At 68.5% G+C, this 17,085-nt stretch carries 11 protein-coding genes; 5 read left to right on the top strand and 6 right to left on the bottom strand.

Features of this window, described 5'->3' with window-relative positions; all coding sequences use genetic code 11:
* Window positions 1-31: 31 nt before the first annotated feature.
* From V2S85_RS12285 to V2S85_RS12270, 4 genes are all read right to left on the bottom strand, one after another.
* Entirely contained in the window at window positions 32-1,843 is a 1,812-nt protein-coding gene (locus tag V2S85_RS12285; RefSeq protein ID WP_330703149.1) for a hypothetical protein, read from the bottom strand.
* 2 nt (window positions 1,844-1,845) lie between these two features.
* The gene (locus V2S85_RS12280; RefSeq protein WP_330703148.1) at window positions 1,846-3,552 is read right to left on the bottom strand and encodes a molecular chaperone HscC; all 1,707 of its coding nucleotides are present in this window, start codon (window positions 3,550-3,552) and stop codon (window positions 1,846-1,848) included.
* A gap of 122 nt (window positions 3,553-3,674) precedes the next feature.
* Window positions 3,675-4,730, bottom strand: coding sequence for a LacI family DNA-binding transcriptional regulator (locus V2S85_RS12275; protein ID WP_330703147.1), 1,056 nt, complete (start codon window positions 4,728-4,730; stop codon window positions 3,675-3,677).
* 60 nt (window positions 4,731-4,790) lie between these two features.
* Complete coding sequence (locus V2S85_RS12270; protein WP_330703146.1) at window positions 4,791-6,119, bottom strand: MFS transporter; 1,329 nt, start codon at window positions 6,117-6,119, stop codon at window positions 4,791-4,793.
* A 180-nt stretch (window positions 6,120-6,299) separates the two neighbouring features.
* On the opposite strand from V2S85_RS12270, the gene V2S85_RS12265 reads away from it, so the two are divergent.
* The 3 genes from V2S85_RS12265 (at window position 6,300) to V2S85_RS12255 (ending at window position 13,444) form a co-directional block, all read left to right on the top strand.
* Window positions 6,300-7,457: a glycoside hydrolase family 68 protein gene (locus V2S85_RS12265; protein WP_330703145.1), complete on the top strand. Its 1,158-nt coding sequence runs from the start codon at window positions 6,300-6,302 to the stop codon at window positions 7,455-7,457.
* 4 nt (window positions 7,458-7,461) lie between these two features.
* Complete coding sequence (locus V2S85_RS12260; RefSeq protein WP_330703144.1) at window positions 7,462-8,361, top strand: ROK family protein; 900 nt, start codon at window positions 7,462-7,464, stop codon at window positions 8,359-8,361.
* Between the two features lie 349 nt (window positions 8,362-8,710).
* Window positions 8,711-13,444 (top strand): NAD-glutamate dehydrogenase, encoded by a 4,734-nt coding sequence (locus tag V2S85_RS12255; protein WP_330703143.1) that lies wholly within the window; start codon window positions 8,711-8,713, stop codon window positions 13,442-13,444.
* Between the two features lie 147 nt (window positions 13,445-13,591).
* Here V2S85_RS12255 and V2S85_RS12250 read toward each other — a convergent pair whose 3' ends face one another.
* Window positions 13,592-14,053 carry an Lrp/AsnC family transcriptional regulator gene (locus V2S85_RS12250; protein WP_271184543.1) on the bottom strand — a complete coding sequence of 154 codons (462 nt, stop codon included), beginning with the start codon at window positions 14,051-14,053 and terminating at the stop codon, window positions 13,592-13,594.
* Between the two features lie 106 nt (window positions 14,054-14,159).
* Here V2S85_RS12250 and phhA point away from each other — a divergent pair, with 106 nt between their 5' ends.
* Window positions 14,160-15,014 (top strand): phenylalanine 4-monooxygenase, encoded by an 855-nt coding sequence (phhA, locus tag V2S85_RS12245; RefSeq protein ID WP_330703142.1) that lies wholly within the window; start codon window positions 14,160-14,162, stop codon window positions 15,012-15,014.
* Window positions 15,011-16,135, top strand: a complete 1,125-nt coding sequence (gene hppD, locus V2S85_RS12240) for a 4-hydroxyphenylpyruvate dioxygenase (RefSeq protein WP_330703141.1) — start codon at window positions 15,011-15,013, stop codon at window positions 16,133-16,135. The genes phhA and hppD overlap by 4 nt, the downstream gene beginning before the upstream one ends.
* A 46-nt stretch (window positions 16,136-16,181) precedes the next feature.
* On the opposite strand, the gene V2S85_RS12235 is transcribed toward hppD, so the two are convergent.
* Window positions 16,182-16,877: an HAD family phosphatase gene (locus tag V2S85_RS12235; protein WP_330703140.1), complete on the bottom strand. Its 696-nt coding sequence runs from the start codon at window positions 16,875-16,877 to the stop codon at window positions 16,182-16,184.
* Window positions 16,878-17,085 lie beyond the last annotated feature (208 nt).

Below are 17,085 nucleotides of genomic sequence, written 5' to 3'. Positions count from 1 at the left end.
GAAAATCGCGCCGTCGCCACCGCCGGCGGGCTCACAACAGCAGCAGCACGTCGCGGCGATGTTCGCCCTTCCAGCGCAGCGTCGCCTGCAGGAGCGCGATCGAGACCGCGCAGCGGTTGGCATCGGAGCCCTTGCCCTGCATTGCCTGGGCGACCGCACCGTGCGCGAGCCCTGTCGCGCGCATGACGTCCTGCACGAGCGGGCCGGGCACGCTGGCCGTGCGCGGCCCGGTCAGGCCCGGCGCGATCAGCAGGCCGCGATCCGCCAGCGACGCTGCGAGCGCGCGTTCCTGCGTGCGAAGCGTGTCCGGAACCGGAACGGTTGCCGCCAGCACCCCCGCGTTGAGATACGTCAGGCAGGTCGCCGTGCCGTGCCGACGGGCGGCCTCCAGCAACCCAAGCCGCAGGTGCATGGCCTGATCGAAGTCAGCGCCCGACAACGTTCCGGCATCGAGGTAGAAGCGCTGGCGCACCTTTTCCACCGCCCGCTCCACCGCGATGCCGGTTCCCTTGCCGTCCTGCAATTCGGCGCGGGTCGAAAGCTCCAGGGCGATGGCCAGTTCCGGCTGTTGGCGATGGAGCCACGCGGTGTCCCGGTCCGGACCGAAGACTTCCGCGACGGCGGCGGCCGTCGCCTCGTCGACGGCGCGCTTTTCCGCCGCAGGATCACCGCTCGCCTTTCCGGCCGGCGTGAAGATGGCCGGGTTCGCACCGGAGTCGGAGTGCGACGCGGGCCCCGGATCGGCGATCGCGACCAGCAGGGCGAGCATCATCAGGCCGCCCCCCACGATCAGCCCGGTCGGCCAGCCGCTGGCCTCTTCCCACGACGCCACGCGCTGCGGGTCGAAGTGGTCTTCCAGTTCGGGGAAGTTCTTGCGGACGCCGGCCAGCAGGCCCCGCACGTCGCCGCCGTTGGCACGCAGCAACCGCAAGGGGCCGGCGCGACCGGGGCGGGCCAGTTCCAGCCAGGCCTTGTGGTAGCGGTGGCTGGGCTCGAGCACGCGGCGCTGGAACCGATAGCCGCGCAGCCGTGCCCCGAGGTATTCGACGGGCGTGCGCGCATCGAGCCGGCCCCATTCCTGTTCCCATCCGAACGCGTCGGTCGCCGGTTCGAGCAGCGGTGCGCTGCGCGGCCAGGCCTGCGCGAGCAGGCCGGCAAGCCAGTTCTCCATCTCGTCCTGCCGGTCGATCGGGGACCAGTGAACGCCGTCCAGCACCGCGTTCAGGATTGCCAGCGCCTGCCTATCCTGCGCGTCGTCCAGCGGCGCCGTTCCTTGCGGGCCGTCCGGATCGAGCAGCGCGGCGAGGCGTGCGAACGGCGATTGCAGCGCTTCCATGCCGACCGCGTCGCTGTCCGCATGGCCCTCCAGCCGCACCGCGGCGAGGACGTTCGGGTGGACGGGCAGCAGGCTTTCGCCGCAAGCCTCCGCCTCCGCCGCAGGTCCGGCATCGGTGGGCGTGAAGCGGACCGCCGCGTCATCGGCAATGGGGGAGAGCTGCGTGGTGAGCGCGGGATCGCCGTGCCTGTCGCCGCCGAGCACCGGGGTGCCGGCGCCAGTACCGACGCCAGTGCCGGGGGGCGTGCCGGCGGGGCTGTCGGCGGGACTGGCGGCTGCCGCTGCCGGCGCCTCGCCCTGTTCGCCGAAGTTCGCCGCGCCGGGCTCGGCCGCCATCGACTTCGCGATCCGCAGCGCGGCGTCGCGCGCCTGGCGCAGTGCGGCGTAGCCCTCGACGTCGGCATCGAGGTCCATGGTCCTGATCCGCGCGGCATAGGCGCTGCGGATCGCCCTGGCATCGCCGGTCGGCGCGATGCCGAGCAGCGACCACGGGAACGCCGCCGTCACGCTCAAAGCGGGCTGACGCGGTCGAGTTCGTCGAGGCGCTCGACGAGGAAGCCGCGCGCATCGGCGATGCGGCGCGGATCCTGCGTGTCGAGCGCGCCGACGAATTCGGTGATCCAGTGCCCGATCGCCTGCCGCAACTCGCCGATATGGTCTTCGTAGCAGCGTTCGGCGCGGGCGATCAGCGCGACGTTGCCCGCTTCCTCGCGCGGGTGGAACTTGAGCTTGGCGAGGACGGCACGGCGCTTCTCGATGTCCTTCGGATCGGGGCGATCCTCCTCGTCGAGGATCGTCAGTGTCCGCTTGGTGCCGTTCAGTGGCACATGGACGTCGATCTCCAGCAGGCCCGAACTGTCGTAGGAAAAGCGCACTTGCGCGCTGACTTCGCCGGCCGGACGCGGCGGGACGGGCACTTGCAGCTGGCCCAGCCTGACGTTGCCCGAAACCTCGCGCGCCTCGCCCTGGTAGATCCCGAATTCGATTTGCTTCTGGCCGTCGCCCATCGTGTGATAGGTGCTGACGCGGCTGACCGGGACCGGCGTGTTGCGCTCGATGATGGGGGAGAAAAGCCCGCGCTGCAGGCCGCCGTAGCGATCGTGCTCGGCCACCTCGACGCCCAGCGTGAAGGGGCAGACGTCGGTGATGCGCACTTCCTCGAGCGCGGCGTCGCGCCCGACGAGGCCGGCCTGGATCGAGGCGCCGAGCGCTACGGCATGATCGGGATGGACCGATGAATTGGGGAAGCGGCCGAACAGGCGGGTGATCGCCTTGCGCACCACCGGCATGCGCGTGGCGCCGCCGACGAGGACGATGTCGGACAGTTCCGCCGCCTCGATCGAGGAATCGCGCAGCGCCCGCACCACCGGATCGCGCAGACGGCGGACCAGTGCTTCACAGGCGGTCTCGAACTCGGTTTCGGTGACGGTGGTGGCCAGCCGCGTTTCGCCCACGGTCAGGGCGAATTCGGCCTCGGGCGCGCTGCTGAGCGCGCGGCGGCAGGCCTCGGCGGCGCGCTTGAGCAGGGCCTCGCGGCGCTCCTGCGGCACGGCGTCGAGCAGGCCCTCCGGATCGAGGCGGGGGCGCACGAAGGCGGCCAGCGCATCGTCGAAGTCGTCGCCGCCCAGCCGGTTGTCGCCGGCCGAGGCGCGCACCTCGACGATGCCGTCGAACATCTCGACGATCGAGACGTCGAACGTGCCGCCGCCAAGGTCGAACACCAGGAATGGCTCGCGGTCGCCCTTGTCCTGCAGGCCGAAGGCGAGCGCGGCGGCGGTCGGCTCGTTGATGAGGCGGCGCACCGTCAGCCCCGCCAGTTCGCCGGCGCGGCGGGTGGCCTTGCGCTGGCGGTCGTTGAAGTAGGCGGGGACGGTGATGACCGCCTCGGTCGGCTTCTCGCCCGCCAGCGCCTCGACGTCGCGCACCAGCGCTTCGAGGACGATGGCGGAGATGTCCTCGGCCTTGTAGTCCTTGCCGCCCAGCTTCGCGGTGCGCTGGGTACCCATCATGCGCTTGAAGCTGGTGGCGGTGTCGGCCGGGTGCGTCGCCATGCGGTCGAGCGCGGGGGTGCCGATCCAGACCTGGCCGTCCTTCGCGATGCTCACGGCGGAGGGCGTCAGCAACTGCCCCAGCGCATTGGGCACCAGCTGCGCTTCGCCGCCGCGCCAGATGGCGACCGCGCTGTTGGTGGTGCCGAGATCGATCCCGATCAGCATCGTAAGCCGGCCAATCCGTTCAGAAGCACGCTATTCCCCGAAAGTTGGATATGCCTGGGTGACTAGCGGGATCGTGGCCGGTGGGTAAAGGGTGAAGTGGTGTCGTCCCCGGCCGCTCGGTCCTACGACCGCGTCGTATCGCGCGCGATCAGCGTCGGGGGCATGACCTTGCTGATGCGCGTCTCCCCTTCGATCAGCGCCCTGATCTTCTCGACCATGACTTTGGCGCCCTGGCCGATTTCCTGCCGCACGGTGGTCAGCGGCGGCGAGGTCAGGCGGGCGAGGGGCAGGTCGTCGAAGCCGACGATCTGGACGTCTCCGGGTATCTTGCGGCCGCTTTCGTGCAGGACGTGGAGCGCCGACATGGCGATGAGGTCCGATGCGGTGACGATGCCGTCGTAGTCCACTTCCGGCGCGGCGAAGGCGGCTTCGAGCTGGGGGCCCATCTCGGTGTCGGCCAGCTTGATCGGGACGTGGGTGATGTGCAGGCCCGCAGCTTCGGCCGCCGCGCGCGCGCCGCGCAGGCGCATCGCTATCTCGATCCCCGCCGTGTCGCCGAAGAAGGCGAGGCGCCGGGCCCCGCAGGCGATCAGGTGCTCGGCCGCAAGGCGCCCGCCCAGTTCGTTGTCGGTGCCGACGACGATGTGCTTCTGCCCTTCGCGGTGATTGCCCCAGGCGACCAGCGGGCGATAGTGCGAGACGACCTGGTCGATGATCTCCGACTGGTCGGACTGGCCGATCAGCAGCACGCCGTCGACCATGCCCGAGCCGGTGATGCGCTCCAGCCAGTCCGAAGTGCCGTCCGGGATCGCGCGGCTGAGCATGAGGTCGTAGCCGGCTTCGGTCAGCTGGTCGGCCAGGTGGCCGAGCAGGGTCAGGAAGAACGGGTCGGAGATCTGCTGGCGCTTCTCGTGCCCCAGCGGGATGACCACGCCGATGACGCCGGTGCGCCGCGAGCGCAGCTTGCTGGCCATCTGGTTGGGGCGGAAGCCGTATTGCCGGGCGAGGGCCTGGATGCGCTCGCGAGTCTCGGCATTGACCAGCGACTTGCCCGCCAGCGCGCGCGAGACGGTGCCTGCGGAAACCCCCGCCACGCGGGCGAGATCGGCAAGCGTGCGCACCTCCACGTCGGGCCCGGAAGCGTCCGTGCCGTTGTGTCCCCCGCTGCTCTCATCCATCCCTGCCGCCATATCGCGCAGAGCCTTAGCACCGGGATCGGCATGCCGGAAGTAACTTGTTCAGTTAGTTGCCGGTTTCGGACCTGACCGCCCTCCCGTCGCAACGAACAGGGTGGCAATTGCACCGCCCAACATCAGCAATCCGGCAAGTATCAGTGCATTGCGGGCATCGCCGCGAAGAATGGGCTCGTAGATGAGCGGCATCGTCACGGTTTCGATCAGCATCGGGATGACGATGAACATATTGAAGATGCCCATGTAGACCCCGTTGCGCGCCGGCGGAATCGAATCGGCGAGCATCACGTAAGTGTTGCCCATCATGCCCGCCCAGCCCAATCCGATACCCACCATCAGCAGGGCCAGCAGCGGCAGCCCCGTCGTCCCCGGCAGCGCCAGCATGGCGAAGCCCGATGCGGTGAGGCAGCCGGCATGCACCGTGCGCGCACCCATGCGCTTCACCAGCGGGATCAGCGCCAGCGCGCCGAGGCAGGCGACCGCGTTGTAGAGGGCCCCCAGTTGCTGCGCGGTCAGCACGGCGGCGCGAAAGCCCGCCGAATGGACCGGCGCGCCGCCCTGGAGCGAGCGGGCGAGGGCCCAGGCGATGTACTGCCAGTAGACCATCATCGCATACCACTGGCACAGCATGGCAAGCGCGAGCTGGCGCATCGGGCGCGGCATCTCGGCGATGGCGTCGCGCACCTCGCGCAAGGTCGCCCCGGCCGAGCGCGGGGCCCCGGCCATCGCCGCGCGCTCGGCCGGGGCGAGCGGCAGTTCCGGGACGCGGGTGATCGAATAGAGAATCGTCGAGATCGACAGCACCGCCCCGATCGCGAAGGCAAGGCGCACGATCACCGGGATGCCGTTCGGCCCCAGCAGGTCGCGATCGACGAGCGTCGCCATCAGCGATGGCGCAAGGTACGACAGCGCATGGGCCAGCCCGGTAAAGGCGCTCTGGATCATGAAGCCCGCCGGCCGCTGTTCCGGTGCGAGCCGGTCGGCGACGTAGGCGCGGTAGGGCTCCATCGTCACGTTGTTGCCCGCGTCGAGGATCCACAGCAGTCCCGCCGCCATCCACAGTGCCGAGGAATGCGGCATCGCCAGCAGGCTGAGCGAGCAGAGCACCGCGCCGATCAGGAAGTACGGCGTGCGCCGCCCCATCCGTGCGGTCGTGCGGTCGCTCATCGCGCCGATCAGGGGTTGCACCAGCAGGCCGGTGACCGGTCCTGCCAGCCACAGCAACGGCATGCGCGCCTCGCTCGCGCCGAGATAGCCGTAGATCGGCCCCATGTTCGCCTGTTGCAGGCCGAAGCTGAACTGGAGTCCGAAGAAGCCCAGGTTCATCTCGACGATACGCAACAGGGAAAGCCGGGGCTTCGCGCCCTCGAGCATCCGTATCTCCCTCGTGCGAGATCGCCATCTTATGCGAAGCGTGCCCGTGGGGGAACCCGGTGGCCGACGTAATCCCGCTCGGCGTCATCGAATGCGGAGGATTGAAAGTGCATTTTTGAACACAACAATGGAATAGATTTTCATTTGAGAAATCTGCAAACGTTTGTAACCCGTTCGCCGATGACACTCCCGGCCGCGCCCTTCTCAACTCTGCAATGGACGGCTCGGGATCTGCTCCCGCTCGCCCATGGCTTCGTCTCGCATGCACCGGTCCTGGCTGCGCCGGACGTGCGGCGGATCGCTCCCGATCTCGACGTCTGGGATGCCTGGCCCCTCGCCGATGGAGCAGGAACGCCGGTAAGCTGGCGCGGCGGCGAGTTGTGGTTTGCACTCGCAGCGCCCGCCTTCGCCGATCCGGAGGAGCGTCATGGCTCTGCCCGCATCCACCATTTCCACCGCATCAACGGGCGCTTCGTCCACCTGGGGCAGACCTTTCCGGACGAGTTCAGCCCCGGCAGCCGCGAATGGTCCGGTTCGGCGCTATGCGAGCACGGCGGCGTCACCCTTTACTTCACCGCCGCAGGACAACGAGGCGAGGCGCCGCTGACCTTCCAGCAGCGGATCTTCGCCGCCACGACGCGGCTCGCCGACGGGCATGGCGACAACGCCGCAGCGGTCTTCACCGGCTGGTCGCAGCCGATCGAGCAGATCATCCCCGCCGACATCGTCTACATGAGCCGCCACGACGGCACCGGCGAACTCGGCGAGATCAAGGCGTTTCGCGATCCGGCGCCCTGGCGCAGCCCGGCGGGTGAGGACTACCTGCTGTTCACCGGCTCGTCCGCCCGGCACCTGGGGCTGTACAACGGCGTCATCGGCTGCTCCCGGCGCGGCGCCTACGATCCACAGGGCGGGCTGTTCGAGAAGCTCCCGCCGTTGGTCGATGCCTCGGGCGTCAACAACGAGCTGGAACGGCCGCACATCGTCGCCCACGATGGCCGGCTCTACCTGTTCTGGTCGACCCAGGCCCGCGTCTTCGCACCGGGGGTCTCGGCACCGACCGGCCTCTACGGCGCCGTGGCCGACCGTATCGAAGGACCATGGCGACTGCTCAACGGGCACGGCCTCGTCTTCGCCAATCCGCCGGCCGAGCCGTTCCAGTGCTACAGCTGGTGGGTGCTGCCGGACCTTTCCGTCACCAGCTTCGTCGATTACTGGGGGATCGACGATGCCGATGCCGCGCACAAGCCGAAAGGCCGGTCGCGCTTCGGCGGAACCTTCGCCCCCTTCCTGCACTTGCGTCTGGAGGGTGAGAGCGCGGCCCTGAAGAACGGATAGGATCATGCACAAGCTTGCGGGTATCGAACTGGGTGGGACCAAGACCGTCGTTGTCCTCGGCGCTCCCGGGCGTATCGACGAGCGGGTGGAGTTTCCCACCACCGACCCGGCGGAGACGCTCGGCCGCGCGATCGAGGCGATCGCCGGCTGGCGCGACGACAAGCCGATTGATGCCATCGGTATCGCCAGCTTCGGCCCGATCCGCGTCTCGCGAGAGGCCGCCGACTACGGCATGATGCTCGATACGCCCAAGCTGGGCTGGAGCGGCGCCGAAGTGGTCGCCCCGGTGGCGGCGCTCGGCTGCCCGATCGCCCTCGATACCGACGTCAACGGCGCCGCACTGGCCGAGCATCGTTTCGGTGCGGGGCAGGGCTGCGAGAGCATGGTCTATCTTACTATCGGCACGGGACTCGGCGGGGGCGTGCTGGTCGGCGGCACGCCGGCGCATGGCCTCCTCCATCCTGAACTCGGCCACGTACGCCTGCGCCGTGCCGCCGCCGATCGGTTCGAGGGCGCCTGTGCCTTCCACGGTGATTGCGTCGAGGGGCTGCTGAGCGGCCCTGCGCTGGCCGCGCGGCTGGGCACGCACCCTTCGCGGGTGGACCCGGACAACCCGATGTGGGAACTCGTCGCCCACGATCTCGCCGAACTGCTGGCGATGCTGGTACTGACGGTTTCGCCGCAGCGGATCGTCGTCGGCGGCGGGGTCGCGGGCAAGCAGCCCCACCTGCTGCCGATGGCGGTGTCGCGCATGCCTGCGCTGCTCGGCGGATACTTGCGCGATTGCACGCGTGAGCGGCTGGCGGGCATGGTCGTGCCGCCGCTGCTGGGCGACGATGCCGGGCCGATGGGCTCGCTGGTGCTGGCGGCGAAGGCCTTCGAAGGACACCCGGTCTCGGCCTGAGAGACCGTTTGAGAATGCGCCTTTCGGCGCATTGCGGCACCGGCCCGCTCCCCCACCCGGCCACCCAACGGCAGTATTCTATGGGTGGCCGGGTGGGGGAGCGGGCCGGTGCCGCCTTGGAAATCGCTCTTGCGCGATTTCTCAAACGGTCTCTGAGGCGGAGCCTTCAAAATCGGCTACGAACGAATATTGCGTGGTTGGGAAATCGTGTTACACCCGCCTCCGTTTCAAAAATCCTGCCATCACCCGGATGCAGGATCGGTTGTACCGGCCTATATGGTCACAAAGCCGCAGTCCTGACGCGCGAGAAGCAGGGCACGGCACACGTTGGAAGATCGCGGAGATAGCTATGAGCGCAGGCGAACTGACCGTCCCCAAGAAGGCTTCGAAGAAGCGGGGGGCGCTCTCGTCCGCCGCCCTTGAGAAAGCGCTGGCCGGGGAGGTGCGCGACGCGCTGCTTCCCGGCGATGACCCGGAAGGATCGTGGATCGACGAGGCCGTGCGCTTCCTCCTCACCGCCGCGCAGGCGCGCGAGCCGGGCGAGCCCGCGATCGACCTGACTTCCGCCAGCGAGGAGCGCCGCATCCTGCGCATCGCGCTGGTCAACGACGACATGCCGTTCCTCGTCGACTCGGCGGCCGCCGTGCTGGCCGAGGCCGGGCTGGTGATCGATCGCCTCGCGCACCCGGTCGTGCCCGTGCGCCGCGACGATAAGGGCCGCCTGATCGACATTCCCGCCGACCCGGCGGAGGCGACCGGCCGCGAGTCGATGATCTATATCGAGACGCCGCGCGGCGACGCCCGCCAGCGCCGCGAACTGCTGAGCGCGCTGGAAAGCGCGATGGCCGACGTACGCGCGGCCGTCACCGACTGGCCGCAGATGGTCGAGGCGATGCGCGCTGACGCTGACCGGATCGAGGATACAGAGGGCGCCGAACTGCTGCGCTGGTTCGCCGGGACCATGCTGACCCAGCTCGGCCACCTCACGCGCGGGCGCGACGGCAGCCGCAAGCAGCGCCTCGGCATCTGCCGGCATCGGTCGGGGGACGTGCTCTCCGACGCCAGCTACGACCGCGCCTTCGCGGCCTTCGACGAGGCGCTGGCGGCCGGCAAGGTCAGCGCGCCGCTGGTGGTCAAGGCCAACCGCATCGCCACCGTCCACCGCCGCGTGCCGATGGACCTGTTCCTCGTCCCCGTGATCGAGGACGGCAAGGTCGCCGCGCTGTCGGTCCACGCGGGCATCTGGACCAGCGCCGCGCTCGCCACCCCGCCCGACCGCGTGCCCCGCCTGCGCCGCCACCTCGCCGCCTTCGCCGAGCGGCTGGAGTTCGACCCCAAGGGCCACACCGGCAAGGCGCTCGCCCATGCGCTGACCAGCCTGCCGCACGACCTCGTGCTGGGGCTGGACGAGGCCGACGTCGAGCGTCTGGCGATGACCATGACGGGCCTCGTCGACCGTCCGCGTCCGCGCCTGCTGCTCACCCGCTCGCCGCTGATGCGCCATCTCTTCGCCTTCGTGTGGCTGCCGCGCGACCTGCTTTCCACCCAGATGCAGCGCCGCATCCAGACCATGATCGAGGAGGCGGCGCAGGCCCCGACGCTCGACTGGAGCATGCAGGTCGAGGCGGGCAACCTCGCGATGCTGCGCTATACCCTCGATATTCGCGACGGCGTGCACGAGCCTTCCGAAGAGGAGCTGGACCATAACCTCCAGACCCTGCTGCGCGGCTGGACCGAGGCGGTCGAAGCGGCGCTGGCGACGATGCTGGAGCCGGGCCGCGCGGCCGCCGTCGCGGGCCGCTATGCCGAGGCGTTCCCGATCGGTTACCGCACCGATTTCGGCCCGCACGAAGCCGCGACCGACATCGCCGTGCTGCGCCGCATCGCGATCGGCGAAGGCACCGAGGGTGAGGCCGCCGCGCACCGCGACGTGCGCTTCCACAAGCGCGAGGGCGATCCCGAAACATGGGTCCACCTCAAGATCTATCAGTCCGAAGGCGGCTTGCCGCTGTCCGACGCGGTGCCTGCGCTGGAGAACTTCGGCTTCCGCGTCATCGCCGAAGTGCCCACCGCTCTGGAAAAGGGCAAGCTGGGCGTGATCCACGATTTCGTGCTGGAAACGCTCGACGGCCGCGCGCCCGCAGACGTGCTCGATCAGGCCGCCTCGATCGAGGACGCGCTGCGCGCCGTGCTCAACGGTTCGGGCGAGAACGACGCCTTCAACCGGCTCGTGCCCGGCCTCGGGCTCGACAGCGGCGAGGCGAACTGGCTGCGCGCCTGGTATCGCTATTTGCGGCAGGCGGGGACGCATTTCGGCATCCCCACCGTGGTCGACGCGCTGCAGGGTGCGCCCGCCGTCACCACCGCGATCATCGCGCTGTTCCGCGCCCTCCACGACCCCGCGTTCGAGGGCGACCGGGCCGAGGCGCGGGGCGCCGCCGAAGAGGCGATCCGGGGCGGGCTGGCGAACGTCAACGCGATCAACGACGACCGTTTGCTGCGCGCCTACCGCGATATCGTGCTGGCCATGCTGCGCACAAATGCCTTTGCCGCAGCGGGCGAGACGGCGCTGGCCTTCAAGTTCGATTCCGCCCTTGTCCCGGGCCTGCCCAAGCCGGTGCCATGGCGCGAGATCTTCGTCTATTCGCGCCGGGTGGAGGGCATCCACCTCCGCGCCGGTCCCGTCGCGCGCGGCGGCCTGCGCTGGTCCGACCGCCGCGACGACTTCCGCGTCGAGATCCTCGGCCTGATGAAGGCGCAGCGCGTCAAGAACGCCGTCATCGTGCCGACCGGCGCCAAGGGCGGCTTCTATCCCAAGCAGTTGCCCGACCCCGCCCGCGACCGCGCCGCATGGGCGGCCGAAGGTCAGGCGAGCTACGAGGTCTTCGTCGACACGCTGCTGTCGATCACCGACAACATCGTCGGCGACAAGGTGGTCCACCCCGAGGGCGTCGTGATCCGCGACGGCGAAGACCCATACTTCGTCGTCGCCGCCGACAAGGGCACGGCCAAGTTCTCCGACGTCGCCAACGGCATCGCCGACCGCCGCGACTTTTGGCTCGACGATGCTTTCGCCAGCGGCGGCTCGAACGGGTACGACCACAAGGCGATGGGCATCACCGCCAAGGGCGCGTGGCTTTCGGTCCAGCGCCACTTCCTGGAAATGGGCGTGGACGTGCAGGTCGATCCGGTCCGCGTGATCGGCTGCGGCGACATGTCGGGCGACGTGTTCGGCAACGGCATGCTGCTGTCGAAGGCGCTCAAGCTGGTCGCGGCCTTCGATCACCGCCATATCTTCCTCGACCCCGATCCCGATCCGGCCAAGGCATGGACCGAGCGCCAGCGCCTGTTCGACCTGCCGGTGTCGAGCTGGAACGACTACGACAAGGCGCTGATCTCCAAGGGCGGCGGCGTCTTCCCGCGCAGCCTCAAGTCGATCCCGCTGAGCGAGGAAGTGCGCGCGGCGCTGGACATCTCGGCGACCGAGATCGACCCGGATTCGCTGATCACCGCGATCCTCTCGGCCCCGGTGGACCTCTTGTGGTTCGGCGGCATCGGGACTTATGTGAAGTCGTCCGCCGAGAACAACGTGCAGGTCGGTGACCCGACCAACGACGGCTTGCGCGTCAGCGGCAACGAACTGCGCGTGAAGGTGATCGGCGAGGGCGCCAACCTCGGCGTCACGCAGGCGGGCCGCATCGAGTTCGCCTCACGCGGCGGGCGCATCAACGCCGACTTCATCGACAACTCGGCGGGCGTCGACTGCTCGGACAACGAGGTCAACATCAAGATCGCGCTCGCCGCCGCCAAGCGCGCGGGCAAGCTACCCGAGAAGAAGCGCGTCGAACTGCTGCGCGCGATGACCGACGAGGTCGCGGCACTGGTGCTTGAGGACAACCGCCTCCAGGCCCTCGCACTCTCCATCGCCGAGCGGGGCGGGGCGCAGGCGATCCCCTCGCATATCCGGCTGATCGAGACGATGGAGGAAAGCGGCCACCTCGATCGCAAGACCGAGGGGCTGGCTGACAACGACGCCCTCAGCCGCCGCGCGCAGGACGGGCGGGGCCTGACCCGGCCGGAATTGGCGGTGCTGCTCTCCAGCGGCAAGCTGCAGCTTCAGGCCGCGATCGAGGACAGCGCGCTGGCCGCCGATCCGGCGCTGACCGGGCTGCTGCTCGCCGCCTTCCCGCAGCCGATGCAGGACAAGTACGGCAAGTTCATCAAGGGCCACCGCCTCGCGAAGGAGATCATCGCGACCAAGCTGGCCAACCGCATCGTCAACCGCCTCGGCATCGTCACGCCGTTCGAATTGGCGGAAGAGGAGGGGGCACACCTCTCGCAGGTCGCTGCCGCCTTCGCGCTGGCGGATGGCCTGTTCGGGCTTACCGCGCTGTGGGAGACGCTGGAAACCGCGCCCATGGCCGAGACGGCGCGCGTTGCGCTGTTCGATACCGTCGCCGTCGCGGTGCGCGGGCACATGGCCGACCTGCTGCGCGCGGGCGCGGGCCAGATCGCCCCTTCCGAACTGTCCGCAAGGCTGCAGAAGGGCATTGCGGCGCTCTCCACCGACACGGCGGAACTGCTCGGCGAGCGTATCGCCGCCCACTCGCGCAAGCTGCGTGACGGGCTGGTCGACCTCGGCGCGCCCGAGGATGTGGCGGCCGAGGTGGCGCACCTGTTCGACCTCGACGGCGCGGTGGGGATCGCCTCGCTCTCGGCCGAGACGGGGATTGCGCCGCGCCGTCTCGTCACCGCCTTCACGCGGGTTGGTGCGGGGCTGGGCCTCGACTGGGCGCAGGCTTCGGCGGCGCTCATGAGCCCGTCGGACCCGTGGGAGCGCTTGCTGGTTGCGGGCCTCGCGCGCGATTTCCAGCAGATGCGGCTGGACTTCCTGCGCGGCCTCGCCCGGACCAAGGCGGGCAAGAGCGATCCGCTCGCCGCCACCGAGGAATGGGGCCGCCAGCACAAGAGCGCCATCGATGCCTTCCGGGGCATCGTCCACCGCGCGGAGAATGCGGTGGCGATCACGCCCGCGATGCTGGCGCAGATCGCCAGCCAGGCGCGGAACCTGCTGGGGCGGTGATTTCGCCGGAGGCACTTCGGCGATGGTCGGAGTGCCTCTTTCTTTTTCGTCATTGCGAGCGAAGCGAAGCAATCCAGGGCAGTCTTGCACCGCTCTGGATTGCTTCGCTTCGCTCGCAATGACGAGGGGGGAGGAAGCGCGGCTGAACTACCCCACCGGAACGGCGCGGTCTTCCTTGATCGTCTCCAGCACGATGATCGACTTCACGTCGCGCACCCCCGGGATCCGCAGCAAGGTGCGCAGCGTGATCTGCGAGAGATGCTCCACGTTGCGCGCGATCACCCGGACCAGATAGTCCATGTCCCCGGTCACCGCATGGCAGGCGATCACGTAGGGATTGTCGGCGATCGCCTGCTCGAAACGGGCGATGTTCTCGTCCACGTGAGCGACGAGGTTGATGAGCACGTAGGCTTCCAGCTCGAACCCCAGCCGCCGGGGGTCGAGTACCGGCGCATAGCCACGGATCACGCCTTCGTCCTCCAGCCGCTTGATGCGGCGGCTGACCGGCGTAGCGGATAGCGCCACCCGCTCCGCCACTTGCGCGACCGGCATGCGCGCATCTTCCTGCAACGCCGCGATGATCCCGCGATCGAATTCGTCCAGTTGCACGGATCACCTCTCCAGATCGATTTTCTTGGGTGATTCCACCAATAGCACGTCCCTGCGCCCTCGCAATCGCACGGAACTGAAGCAGGGCCTCTGGTATTGTACTCCTATGAAGAAGCCGTCGACGATCACGTCAAACAGCGGCCTTCGGGGAGAGTATGACCGGGCCGCTGACGACTATACCGTCGCGCAGGGCTGGCATGCCTACACCCCGGAGATGCACGCCCGCTGGCGCCGCCTCTACGCGCGCCAGTCCGCGCTGGTGCGCACCCATGCCTGCGCATCGTTTCGCGAGGGGCTGGCACGGCTGGACTGCGCCGATGGCATCCCGCGCTTCGCCGACGCCAACCGCGTGCTTCAGGCGGCGACCGGCTGGCGGCTGGTGGCGGTGCCCGGCTTCATCCCCGATGCGGTGTTCTTCGACCACCTCGCGCACCGCCGCTTCCCGGTGACCCGCTGGCTGCGCGAGGAGCACGAGCTGGACTACCTCGCCGAGCCGGACGTGTTTCACGATTTCTTCGGCCACGTGCCGATGCTGCTCGATCCGACCATCGCCGATTTCCTGGAGCTTTACGGCAAGGCCGGGGCACGGGCGATGGCGATGGGCGCGCTGGACATGCTGGCGCGCATCTACTGGTACACCATCGAGTTCGGACTGGTGCGGGAGGACGGCGCGCTGAAGGTCTTCGGCGCGGGGATCATCTCGTCGGCGGGCGAGACGCGCTTTTCGATCGAGGACCGCGAGGTGCTGCGCCTGCCGTTCGACCCGGTGCGGGTGATGCGCACCGGCTACATGATCGACAGTTTCCAGAAGACCTACTTCGTCCTCGAAAGCCTGCCGCAGCTGATCGAGGCGCTCGTCAGCCTCGATTTCGGGCCCGTCTACGAAACCTGGCGGCACGAACCGCCGCTACCGGCAGGCGAAGCGCTGCCGCAAGAAACCCCGATAGGAGCACTCGCATGACCGATCTTTTCGACAATCCCATCGGTCTCGACGGGTTTGAGTTCGTGGAATTCTCCGCGCCGGAGAAGGGCGTGCTGGAGCCGGTGTTCGAGGCCATGGGCTTCACCCGCATCGCGCGCCACCGCTCCAAGGACGTGGAACTGTGGCGGCAGGGCTCGATCAACTTCATCACCAATTACGAGCCCGGCAGCCCCGCGTGGTTCTTCAGCCGCGAGCACGGCCCGTCCGCCTGCGGCATGGGCTTTCGCGTGCGCGATGCGCGCGCCGCCTATGCAGAATTGCTGGCACGCTCGGCCGAGCCGGTGCAGGTGGCGACCGGGCCGATGGAACTGCACCTGCCGGGCATTCGCGGTATCGGCAATTCGATCATCTACCTGATCGACCGCTACGAGCGCGGCGGCGACGGCGCGCTGTCGATCTACGACATCGACTTCGATTACCTGCCCGGCGTCGATCGCAACCCGGCGGGTGCGGGCTTCGCCGAGATCGATCACCTCACGCACAACGTCTACGGTGGGCGCATGGCCTACTGGGCGGACTATTACGAGAAGCTCTTCAACTTCCGCGAGATCCGCTACTTCGACATCAAGGGCGAGTACACCGGCCTGACCAGCCGCGCGCTGACGGCGCCCGACGGCAAGATCCGCATCCCGCTCAACGAGGAAGCGGAAGGGGGGAAGGGCCAGATCGACGAATTCCTGCGCGCCTTCAACGGCGAAGGCATCCAGCATATCGCGCTGATCTGCGACGATCTTCTCGGCGCGTGGGACAAGCTCAAGGCGCTCGGCGTGCCGTTCATGACCGCGCCGCCCGAAACCTACTACGAGATGCTGGAGGAGCGCCTGCCCGGCCACGGCCAGCCGACCGAGGCGCTGAAGATGCGCGGCATCCTGCTCGACGGCACGGTCGAAGGCGGCCAGCCCCGCCTCCTCCTGCAGATCTTCGCCGAGGCGCGTGTCGGGCCGGTGTTCTTCGAGTTCATCGAACGGCGCGGCGACGACGGTTTCGGCAACGGCAACTTCAAGGCGCTGTTCGAGAGCATGGAGCGCGACCAGATCCGGCGCGGCGTGCTGAAGGTCGTGCCGAGCGAACCCGCACGGATCGACGAGTCGGTACAATAGCGCCGCACGCTTAAGTTGCGATCAGGGGGCAGGTATGGGCTGCCGATCAGCCCTCGACCGGTGCCAGCAACAGGTCGCGCAGCGCTTCCAGGCTGGGCAGCACGGTGGCGCCAATGGCTGTCATCTCCTCGGTTGCGGGGAGCAGGTCCGGCACCATGATCGTGGCGATACCCGCCGAAGTCGCCGAAAGCACCCCGGCATAGCTGTCTTCCACCGCGAGGCATTGCGTCGGATGGACGCCGAGGCGGCTGGCGGCGAGGAGGTAGGGCTCGGGGCTGGGCTTGGCTTCGATAACGTCGCTGCGGGTGACGATGACGTCGAAGTAGTCGAGCAGCCCCGCCTTCTCCAGCCGTTGCTGGGCAAGCCCGCCCATCGTCGAGGTGGCGAGCGCCAGAGGGATGCCGGCGCTGCGGAAATGCTCGAGAATCAGGACGGCGCCGGGGCGCAATGCGATGCCCTTGTCCAGCGTCGCGTAGAACAGGGCGTCGGCCTCTTCGTAGAACCGCGCGAGCGGAAAATCGGGGCCGAGCCGTTCGACCAGCATCTTCTCGTTGAGGTCGCGGCTGACGCCGACCATGGCATCCAGCACGTCTTCTTCCAGCGGCCAGCCGATCGCCCTGGATGTCAGAGCATAACTTTGGTGATGCGCGGCCTCGGTCGCGATGAGGGTGCCGTCCATGTCGAAGATGACGGCGCGGATGGGATCGGGCAGGATGAGCATGGTCTCAATATGAAGGCGCATGGCGACAGGGCCATTGCAAAGCGCGAGGTTACAGTTGCGAAAAGCGCCGAGCTAGGGCGTAAACTCATAAATGGCACCATCGAGGTTTGAGGCAAAATGGCTCAGCGCAAGGAGGCAGGGCGAAGGGATATGTCGATATCTCAAGGCCTGCCGACGTAGCGCTGGGCCATTTTGGTCAAATCCTCCGGACGCCCGAATGGCTTCCATC

The organism is Novosphingobium resinovorum (assembly GCF_036352595.1).
Classification (GTDB): domain Bacteria; phylum Pseudomonadota; class Alphaproteobacteria; order Sphingomonadales; family Sphingomonadaceae; genus Novosphingobium; species Novosphingobium resinovorum_B.
Note: the sequence above shows the minus strand (reverse complement) of the source record. Positions and strands in the feature narration are given on the sequence as shown.